Annotated in this window: 4 protein-coding genes; 1 reads left to right on the top strand and 3 read right to left on the bottom strand. The window is 57.5% G+C overall.

What is annotated here, in order from left to right; translation table 11 throughout:
• The 3 genes from EO133_RS20010 to EO133_RS20000 all read right to left on the bottom strand — a co-directional run.
• Window positions 1-360 (bottom strand): thioredoxin domain-containing protein (locus tag EO133_RS20010; RefSeq protein ID WP_164735119.1); only part of this gene is annotated, 360 nt, incomplete at its 3' end.
• A 223-nt stretch (window positions 361-583) separates the two neighbouring features.
• Window positions 584-988, bottom strand: coding sequence for a CopM family metallochaperone (gene copM, locus EO133_RS20005; RefSeq protein WP_127074419.1), 405 nt, complete (start codon window positions 986-988; stop codon window positions 584-586).
• Between the two features lie 32 nt (window positions 989-1,020).
• A complete protein-coding gene (locus EO133_RS20000; protein WP_244640654.1) occupies window positions 1,021-1,254 on the bottom strand; it encodes a heavy-metal-associated domain-containing protein in 234 nt (77 codons plus the stop codon).
• Window positions 1,255-1,376: 122 nt separating this feature from the next.
• On the opposite strand from EO133_RS20000, the gene EO133_RS19995 reads away from it, so the two are divergent.
• Window positions 1,377-1,603, top strand: a 227-nt coding sequence (locus EO133_RS19995; protein WP_164735097.1) for a heavy-metal-associated domain-containing protein, incomplete at its 3' end; no start/stop codon positions are given.

Below are 1,603 nucleotides of genomic sequence, written 5' to 3'. Positions count from 1 at the left end.
CGTTCCGAGGGTCGCCCAGGAAATCGCAATTCCCATCAGGAACGCCACCGAGAATATAGCGATGACCGGCCGATAGGTCGTGTCACCTTCGCGTATGACTGTCTTGCCAAAATGATCCCGCAACGCGTCATAGCCACCGACGCGCTTGCCACCGATGAAGGTTTGCGGCGTGGTGTCGACATCGTGCTCGGCCTTGAAGGCGTCGGTCTCTTCGCGCGTCGTCAGATGATGATCCGCGACCGAGTAGCCTTGGGATTCGAGCAGCCATTTCGATTTGATGCCATAGGGACAGATATGTTCGGGCATCACCATCCGGTAAAGCGTGGCCGTTTTCTCTAGCGGTTGAACATTCTGATTCATGTAGATTCTCCTCGACCATTCATGCCAGCGAGCGGGCGTGAGGTGCCCCATCCTCAGCGCGCTGCGGAGCCTGAAGGGGCTTGGCACGGGCGCCCATGGCCTGTGCAACAACACGTCGGCAACAGCCCAGAGGCGGCACAACCGTCGCTGGGAACCAACTCCGCAGCGACAGCTGCATTTCCGTGGATGAGGCAACGGTAAATCTCCCCGCCTCATCACCCGATCAGTGGCCTCGAGCGGCCAGCCATTCACGCATCATTGCGATCTCCGCTTCCTGTGCGGCAATCACCTCTTGGGCAAGCGCGCGAACCTCCGGATCGGTTCCATGCTTGAGAACGACATTTGCCATGTCGATCGCACCCTGGTGATGCGGGATCATGCCGCGCATGAAATCGACATCGGCATCACCGGTAAATTCGATAGCCATGTCGGCATGCATCCGGTCGTTTGCTTCCTGATAGGCGCGGATGACCGGATCGTCTGAAGAGCGTACAGAGATATGGACGCCATGGGTGTCATGACCTGCGTGTGTATTTTGGCCGGCATTGCCCGTTTGCGCCTGCGCGAAAGAAAGGCTGGCCGCGGCGATGATAGCGCCACCGATAAAGATTGGGGTGAGCTTGTTCATTCTGGCTTTCTCCAAATGGTGCGTACGGGCAATCAGCTCGCCGGGGTAGCGGGATAACCGGCCTCTTTGAGACTGCCCTCAAATGCATCACGAGGGTGATCGGATAGGATTTCGACCTTTCGCGTGGCGGGATCGGCAGTGACCCTGGCCATAGGGTCCACCGATTGAATCGCCCTGGTAACACTGCTGGCACAACCGCCACAGGTCATGTTTTCGATATGGAAGTGCATGAGAAACTCCTCTGTTTCGGTCTCACGCTTTTTCATATGGGGCTTCCCACTGTTGGAAGGTCAAGAGATCAAAAAACTTTCGGAATACCCATTGACCTTCCCATCGTTGGAAACCCCACCTTCCTTCGCGAACGAAATATTCGAAGCGGAGAAGAAAAATGAACGCTCCCGTAAAAGACCACTCGGCGGCTGCCCAGATTATCGGTCTGCCGATCGAAGGCATGACCTGTGCCTCATGTGTTGGCCGCGTTGAAAAGGCGCTCAAGGCCGTGCCCGGCGTCGAAAGCGCCACCGTCAATCTCGCCACGGAACGGGCCGATGTCATGGCTTCCGGACCGGTGGATCGTCAAGCGCTGGTCCGCAGCATCGAGGAGGCCGGCTATTC

It is taken from the genome of Pelagibacterium lentulum, assembly GCF_003992625.1.
GTDB lineage: Bacteria > Pseudomonadota > Alphaproteobacteria > Rhizobiales > Devosiaceae > Pelagibacterium > Pelagibacterium lentulum.
The sequence above is the reverse complement of the archived record's forward strand: the minus strand, read 5'-3'. Positions and strand labels throughout refer to the sequence as shown.

What these genes read in the sequence shown, in the direction of transcription:
- EO133_RS20000 (WP_244640654.1), bottom strand. Translation starts at nt 1,254, where the DNA reads ATGAAAAAGCGTGAGACCGAAACAGAGGAGTTTCTCATGCACTTCCAT.
- copM (WP_127074419.1), bottom strand. Translation starts at nt 988, where the DNA reads ATGAACAAGCTCACCCCAATCTTTATCGGTGGCGCTATCATCGCCGCG.